The sequence below is a fragment of the Spongiactinospora gelatinilytica genome, assembly GCF_003236385.1.
Lineage (GTDB): Bacteria > Actinomycetota > Actinomycetes > Streptosporangiales > Streptosporangiaceae > Spongiactinospora > Spongiactinospora gelatinilytica.
Genome location: NZ_POUA01000358.1, coordinates 1 through 7,800, shown reverse-complemented (window position 1 = coordinate 7,800; position 7,800 = coordinate 1). Strand labels below are relative to the sequence as shown.

At 68.9% G+C, this 7,800-nt stretch carries 5 protein-coding genes; all 5 read left to right on the top strand.

Features of this window, described 5'->3' with window-relative positions; all coding sequences use genetic code 11:
* Positions 1 to 1,019 (top strand): RAMP superfamily CRISPR-associated protein (locus C1I98_RS31470; RefSeq protein WP_233508349.1); only part of this gene is annotated, 1,019 nt, incomplete at its 5' end.
* On the top strand, positions 1,016 to 1,567 hold the full coding sequence (csx19, locus tag C1I98_RS41955) for a type III-D CRISPR-associated protein Csx19 (protein WP_158558258.1): 552 nt from the start codon (positions 1,016 to 1,018) through the stop codon (positions 1,565 to 1,567). The genes C1I98_RS31470 and csx19, both read left to right, overlap by 4 nt.
* Positions 1,564 to 3,681 (top strand): TIGR03986 family type III CRISPR-associated RAMP protein, encoded by a 2,118-nt coding sequence (locus C1I98_RS31465; protein ID WP_158558257.1) that lies wholly within the window; start codon positions 1,564 to 1,566, stop codon positions 3,679 to 3,681. Before csx19 ends, C1I98_RS31465 begins: the two co-directional genes overlap by 4 nt.
* Before the next feature lie 9 nt (positions 3,682 to 3,690).
* Positions 3,691 to 5,961 carry a hypothetical protein gene (locus C1I98_RS31460; RefSeq protein WP_111171002.1) on the top strand — a complete coding sequence of 757 codons (2,271 nt, stop codon included), beginning with the start codon at positions 3,691 to 3,693 and terminating at the stop codon, positions 5,959 to 5,961.
* A 153-nt stretch (positions 5,962 to 6,114) separates the two neighbouring features.
* Entirely contained in the window at positions 6,115 to 7,152 is a 1,038-nt protein-coding gene (locus tag C1I98_RS31455; RefSeq protein WP_158558256.1) for a hypothetical protein, read from the top strand.
* Positions 7,153 to 7,800: the final 648 nt, after the last annotated feature.

The following is a 7,800-nucleotide window of genomic DNA, read 5'->3' as shown; positions in this document are numbered from 1 at the left end:
GCTACGGGGCCGTCCACCTGGTGGAGGACCCGCTGGAGATCGTCGTGGACCGGTTCGACTCGCCGGAGGGGCTGCTGGCCGTCCTGCGGGGGGATCCGGCGCGGTCGCGGACGGTGGAGTCGCTGCGCGCAGCCGATCCGGCGCTGCCGGAGCGGCGGGAGGTCGTCGAGATCCGGATCGACTGGAAACAGCCGGGGCCGGTCATGGTGCGGAGTGGCGCGCGCGGACTGATCATCGACACGCTGCCGCTGACCACGCGCGTGGACGCCCGGCATCTGACGCTGGTGCTGCCCGGATCGTCGATCAAGGGGGCGCTGCGCGGCCACGCCGAGCTGATCGAACGAACCGCGCGGGGCATCGGCCCGACCGTTGGAATGCTGGAGGGGAAGGGCGCGGCGCGGCACAGTGCGGCGTTCCGTGAGCGGCTCGACGAGCTGCCCGCCGTCCGGGACCTGTTCGGGGCGGCGCGCGGCGACGGCGACGACGGACGACGGCGTGCGGGGTCACTGCGAGTGGAGGAGTGCACCGCGCTCCCGACCATCCCCGAGGAGTTCTGGCGGTCCGTCACCGGAGCGGACTCCAGGCCCGACCCGGACGACGAGGAACGTCCCCGGCTGGCCGACTCCGTCCATGACCGGCTGGAGGACCTGGGGATGGAACAGTCGGATCACGTCGCCCTGGATCGCTGGACCGGCGGGGCCGCCGACGGCCTGCTGTTCAGCGTGCTGGAGCCGTACGACGTGGAGTGGGAGCCGATCCGGCTGACCGTCGACCTGACTCGGCTCCGCGAGGCGGGCGACCGTGCCCTTGCCCTGCTGCTGCTCACCCTGCGCGACCTCGCCGAAGGGCGGATCACGTTGGGGGCGGCCACGAACCGAGGGATCGGCGACGTCGGCACCGGCGCCGGCGACATTTTACTGTCCGGAGGCCCCTGGCCCGAACCGGTCACGCTGAGCCGTGCCCTGACCCACCCGCGGATCGCCCAGGCATGGACTCGCCACCTGGAGGAGGCGTCATGACCACGTCCCTTCATGCCGCCGCCGTGCATGGCATCACATTGAGCTCGGCGATCGCGGCGGCCGGCCTCGCTGGCGGGTGCGCCCTGCTCACCGCCCCGTCCGCCTACCACGTGACCAGGGTGACGACCCGCGGCTGCACCACCCCGGACGGCCCGGTGGACCTGTCCACCGTCTACGAGGCCCGGATCTTCACCGAAGACCTGGAACTGCGCTGGATGGAGCCCGGCCACGCGGTCGTACTCACGGAGGACGCCGGACGATTGCCCGGCTCCTTCGGCGAGCCCATCGAGCCACTGTGCTGCCGCTCGGTGATCGACGCGCGTTACCTGGTGTGGGGCGTCGTCCACCGCCCTGGCCTGGAATGGGCCGAGCTCCGCTCGTCCCGGGTGGGCGTCAGGACGATCCCGCGATCCGGGGTCCGCCCTCAGGAACGGGTACGGCTGGCCGCCCGCGAGTACGTGGTGACCGAGCCGCAGCACGGCAACGCCTACGTCGCCGAGGAGCGACTGATCGGTTTCGAGCCCTACAGTCCGGAGGGAAGCGCGTGAGCTCGTCGCATCAGTTCTTGAACCCGTACACGTTCGTCCCGGCCTTTCCTCGCTGTGCGCCGCCGTGCTCTCTGGCGGACGGCCCGCCGCCCGGCCGCGACGCGCTGCGCGGGGACGCATGGAGTGGGCGCATCGGTGTGACCCTGACGGTCCGGACGCCCCTGCTCTTGCTCGACTCCGCACGCTCGGGGGTCTCACCGGCGGGGGAGGGCGGGCATCGCGTTTACCCGGCGCGGGTGCGTAATGGTCGTCCGCATTTGGCGGCGACGTCGGTGAAGGGCATGCTGCGTGCAGCCTTCGAGGCGGCGACGAACTCGCGGATGGGGGTGTTCGAGGGGCATGGTGAGCGACTGGGGTTCCGCCGCGACGCCGAGTTCGCCCTGCAACTCAAGCCCGTGTACGTCGCGCGCGAAGGCGTGCTGTACGAGTTCCGGATGGCCTCCATCAAGATGTACGAGAGCGAGACCGGGGAGCACATTCACGCCGATCCGCCAGAACACCGGGAGCCCATCCGGGCGACGGTGGGCCGAGGCAAGTACGGAGACGTCGTCACTGACTTCGTGCCCCATAGTTCCCGCGATCAGCTTCGGCCGGCGCGCGGGGAACGAGTGGTCGAGGGGCGCGCGTACGTGACCGGCCCGAACATCGAGGGCAAGCACTCCGAACGGTTCTTCTATATGGGTGCTAACCCGGAGTGTCTTCTTCCAGCGCACCCATGGAGCAAGATCCGCGATGACTGGGAGCAGTTGATCCAGAACTACAGGAAGGCCCACGCCGAGAAGGAGATCAACGGCCGGGTCAAAGCCGATGGCAAGAAGGCGGCACCGGGCGAACGCATCGGCAAAGGCCCCGGCCGGCTTGCCTGGAGCCCGCACCTGTACGACCCGAAGTCCATGGAACTGGACGAGAGGTTCATTTGCTATGCCCGGGTCGACAAGGGCGAAGTCTACGGGCTCTACCCCGTCCTGGTGCCGCGCGACCTATACCCTGTGGCCCCCGCCGACCTCCTTGACAAGTCGCTCCACCCCGCCACCACCCTCGACGAACTCTCTCCGGCCGATCGCGTCTTCGGCTGGGTCGCCCCCCAGGGCAAGGGCGTACGGCAAGCCGCCTACCGGGGACGCCTGCGCATCGGCCCGGTCACCTGCGACCAGGACGCCCGCACCGCTGTCCGCCGGTTCGACGGCGACGGCCTCGCGCTGGCCGTCCTGTCGAAGCCGAAACCCCACCAGGGCCGCTTCTACCTCGCCGCCGCCGCCAAAACTCCGCAACTGCCGCTGCCCGACGGCACGCCCAAGGAAATGCTCTACCAGGCGGGCCGCGCACTCCGCGGACGGAAGGCGTACTGGCATCACGCCGGGCTGGACCCTCAACACTGGAACGTCCCGCAGGCCGGACCGGACCCGGCGCAGATTCTGGCCGGTGGGCACTACCGCGAGTATGTGCGTCCGAGGGAACCGGCCAGTGACAACGACCAGGACAACGAGCAGAAGCGCCGATATCGGACCACGTCCGCGACCCAGCGGGACAGCCAGAACCGCTCGATCACCGGCTGGGTGGCCCCCGGAACGACGTTCCGGTTCACCATCGAGGTACGCGATCTCGACAAGGAAGAACTCGGCGCGCTCGCCTGGCTACTGTCCCTCCCGGAGGACCATTTCCACCGGCTCGGCCTGGGCCGTCCGCTCGGTTTCGGCAGCGTGCGCCTGGACATCGATCCGGCCACCACGGAACTCCATTCGGGCGACGAGTACGCCGCGTATTACCGGAGCCTTTCCGGCGAGCTCCCGGAGACGGACGCGACGGAGATCCTGCGGGCCGCGCGAGCGGAGTTCGACGGTCTGGTCGAAAGCCATCCCGAGCTCACCGAGATCCGCGCCGCGATGCTCGCCGTCGCGCGCGGCAACCCGGGCATGCCGGTGCATTACCCGCGTACCCGCCCCGGCTGGCTGCTCCCGGGCATCCCCGCGCCCCCCAACCCGTCCGGGCGGAACTACGAGTGGTTCACCGAGAACGACAGAAAGGGCGGCCCCGGGCGTTCGCTTCCAGCGGCCACCGAGCACTCTCGTCATCTGGTCGTTCATTCGGCCAAAAAGCCGGATAAGCGCCGGTAGTTTCGTCGCATGTCGCACGGAGGGGCCACCGTGGCGGGAAAGCCGGGCGGCAGGGTGCTGGTGCACGCCGTCGGCGGCGGTGACCTCGGCCTCGCGGGGGTGCCCCTCGACGCCATGGTCGCCCCCGACTACGAGGGCGACGCGGACGCCACCGGCAAGGACCGCCGGCCGCTACGAAAGATCTTCGAAGGACTGGCCGAGACGGGCACGCCCGTCTCGGCCGTCGTCCTTCTCGGGACCACCACCCCCAGCAGGCCCGGCACCCGGCCGCTCGCCGACCGGGCAGAAGAGATCCGAGCCCACCTCGTCTCGGCCGACGGCCTGTGCGGCGGGCGTTTCGACCCGCAGTCCGTCGTCGTAGTGCCGGTGGTAGGACCCTACTTTCAGGGTGCCTCGCGAGCGCTGGGCAGCTGGCTGGCCGAGCGGCGTCCGGCGGAGGTGCTGGTGAGCTGTGGCTCGGGGGCGTTCGCGCTGAGCGTGGGCGCGCTGTGCGCGACGCTGGTGGCGCAGGTGCCCGCGCGCATTCTGCACATCGACGCGGCGGGCGAGCCGTACGCGCTGGAACGTCCGGGCGACGTGGACGGCCACCTGCGGCTGTGGCTGATCCGGCACCGCTTCTGGGACATCCTGGTCGAGGCGGACAGCAAGCACCAGGACCTGTGGCGACTCCTGGCGGCGCGGCAGGCGGGCGACCTGCGGGCCGCGAGCGAAGCGCTGAAGTACGGCACCACCGAGCTGCCCGCCGGACGGCTCGACAAGTTCGCCGACCCTTGGGAGACCACCAAGGCCGCACTCTTCGAACGTCTGGGACGTGGCGAGGCGGCCGATCACGGAATCCTCCGCGCCTGGTTCGCCGATCAGCTACGGCGCTGGTTCGAGGAGGAAAAGGACCTCGACTCGCGCACCAGGGAGGCGATCCAAAGGCTGCTCGGCGTGTTCAGGACACGGGGGGAGGGTGAGGGCAACATATCCGGGCATATTCGGATTACCTCACAGGTCGTGCAGGGGCACGCGCGCTGTGTGCGCATGCTCAAGGATCAGGCCCTCATCGACCTCTACACCGCAGCCGCCACCCACGCCGCCCACCTGGAGCCCCATTCACGCGCCAGCAGGCCGCTACCCGTCACCCTGCTGGACGCGGCCGAGGAATGGGAGAGGGGTGACCAGGGCGTCAAGCTTGTCGGTGCTACCGGTACCACGATGTGGCCGGTACTGGGCAGCGGCGACGTCCTCGGCCTGATGGCCGTGGGGCTGGATCGCGAGGGACGGGATTCCGACGACCTGCTCGCCATCCAGGCCGTCGTGACCTGCCTACGGCACCGGCAAGACGTTCTGCAGCGACACGGAGTGCCGCGCCTGTGCCTGCTGGCGAGCCCGGAGACGGCCGAGCGCGCCCACCGGCTCGCCCGGCTGAGCCCTACGGACGCCGACGTCAGGGTGATCGAGGGCGTGCAAGGCGACATGGGCGCGGTGCGCGACACCGTACTGGCCGCGCTCGCAGCCGGAGACGCCGCCACCGGCCGCACCGGCTCCGGCAGCCTGCGCGATGTGGACGAGATCGTCCTCGTGCTCAACCCGGGTCCGCCGCTGACCAACTACGGCATGATCGCCGCCGCCGCCCACTGGTCGCTTACGGCCGCCTGCCCGCTGTGGGTGACGGGCCTGATCCGCACAGCGGACGGCGCACCGGCGACGAGTGACGGCCAGCGCGTACTGGCCCGCCTCGGCGCGGACCGGATGCTCACCAGCCTGGCCATGGGCGCCACGCACCGTCTCGACCTGCGCACGGCCCAGCGCCTCGCCGAACGAGGCTCCGACCTGCTGCTGCGCGTGCTGCCCAAGCTGCGCGCCCTGGAGCGGAACCTGTTCGGCAAGCCGCCCGGCCCCGCCTCCCGCGCCTCGCTGCTGGGCCTGGCGCGCCAACGCCTCACACTGATCGCCCACGCCTGCGGGCGGCAGCCGCTGCCGGCGGCGTACTTGGCGGTGGAGTCGTTGCGCCCTGCGTTGTTCCCATGGTCGGTGTTCAAGACGGTCTGTGAAGCCGTGCCGTCCTTACGAGAGTTGGCTCAGGCCGCCAACCACACCTTGCACGGACACGCCCTGGACAAACGGGCCCGTCGCGGCCACGGCCGGATCCAGCCGTGCACCGCCGATCCTGAGGCGTTGCTACGGGAGGCCGTCCGGGGGTTGGGTGGGCCTACGCGAACCGACCATGTGCTCATTGAGCAGCATCAATCAGCCATTGATGCACTAGACGGGGTATATCGAGAAAGCGGTTGACCGGCATAGATCGGGACTGCAAAGCTGATCCCGTTCAACGGCTGATGCCCGCGAGCACGAGCGACTCTGATCGCTCCCTCTGAGATGGCCTCGACTCACGAGGCCCGATCGCCAAGAAACATGCCTTTGGCATGTTCTCGGAGGGGAACGATCATGAAACTCGCGACCATCGCCGCCGAAGACCAGCACATCGCGTTCTCGGCCTACCTCTTCCTCGTAGCCCCGACCCTGCGTGACGTCGCCCGCAGACCACTACGCCGCGCCCGCCACAACGGCAGACCGTGCACGGGAACCGAGGCGGCACGCATGTGCGACGACTGTGAGCAGACCATCGCGGATCACCTCATGCACGGCTTCACCAAGCTACGCGAAGCCCTGCACGGCGGCCGGCTGCCTCGGACCAAGGGAGGCGTGGTGGTTCGTGAGATGGAGGTGATCCATCAGTGGGTCACCTCGCCGGAGGCGTCCAGCACCCGCATCGACGCCATCACCCCGCTCATCAAAAAGCGCCCACACCCGGGGGAGCCCGCCGAAGTGCGAGCCTTTCGCGCACAGTGCATCCACCATGAACTGCACAGCCTCGAAGCCCGCGTCCGCCGCGCCGACGCCAAGAGCCGAGGAGCCGCCACCCGCCCAGAGCGAGATCTTCGCACGGCCGACTGGTCGCGCCCTCTCCGAGACGACCCCGCCGCCTTCGATCTTCTTCTCGACGCCATCCTCCGAGTACGGCACGGCGCCCGCGACCTCTACGCCATCCCCGCGGACCTGCTGACCCAGCATCGCTTGGACTGGCGGAGTGGGTATCGCCTGCTCCGTCGTGCTTTGGAGCAACTGCGTGAGCTGCACCCGGAGTTCCACCGCACCAACGCCATGATCCACTTGGACCTGCCCGCCACCGAGCTCACCGACAGCCCGGAAGACCTCTTTCTGAGGGAGGAGGAACGCCAAGAGGCGAACGCCGCAATCCAGCACATGCTGGCCCCCGGCCCTCGCGGCCTTGCGTACCAGCGCCTCCTAAAGCACATCTGCGCCGCCACCCCGCCCCAGGCCACCGAGTTGATCCCTTGGACGGCCGCCGCCTTCGAGATCACTCTCCCCGAGGCGGAGACGTTGGTCAGGGAAACCATCCACCGGGTTGCCACCACCGACGTGGATGTCTTCTTGCAGATGGAGCTTCCTGCGGAGGCGTAGAACCCGGTTGACCGAGTAGGGCAGCGTGCCCATCCGGCATGCTGCCCTTTCATGTATCCCGATATGAGTGAGATTAGCGCTCGACCTGCTGGCCGCCTTATGCATCGCGACCCTTTGTAGGGGCTATGAGGACCCGCACGTACGGTCCTGCCGCTGATGACCACCACGTTGCGATCCCTCCAGGGATGATCGGGAACCCCGAGCAGGTGCTGTGGATCGGCCACAACGTCAAGACGTTGCGATCCCTCTAGGGATGATCGGGAACGGACGATCAGCCGGTAGCCGCTGAACACGTCCCGCTTCACGTTGCGATCCCTCTAGGGATGATCGGGAACGGACGATCAGCCGGTAGCCGCTGAACACGTCCCGCTTCACGTTGCGATCCCTCTAGGGATGATCGGGAACCCGAGGATAACGCCGCAGGTCACCGCCGCGGTAGAAGGCCTTGGAACGGCGGATTTTGCAGCGGTTCGGCGGTAGTGCAGATGCGCAAGTCACAAGGGGTGTGGTCACAGGATGGGGTCGGTGTTGCCGAGGGGTTGGCCGATGAGTTCGGTTTGGATGTGGTGAGGGCCTTGGGTGCGGTAGATCAGAACGCTGTCGTGGGACGGGTCGATGTGCTGCTTGATCGCTGACTGGGGGGAGGGG

Coding starts and splice junctions, on each gene's coding strand:
- csx19 (WP_158558258.1), top strand. CDS start 1,016: ATGACCACGTCCCTTCATGCCGCCGCCGTGCATGGCATCACATTGAGC.
- C1I98_RS31460 (WP_111171002.1), top strand. CDS start 3,691: ATGTCGCACGGAGGGGCCACCGTGGCGGGAAAGCCGGGCGGCAGGGTG.
- C1I98_RS31455 (WP_158558256.1), top strand. CDS start 6,115: ATGAAACTCGCGACCATCGCCGCCGAAGACCAGCACATCGCGTTCTCG.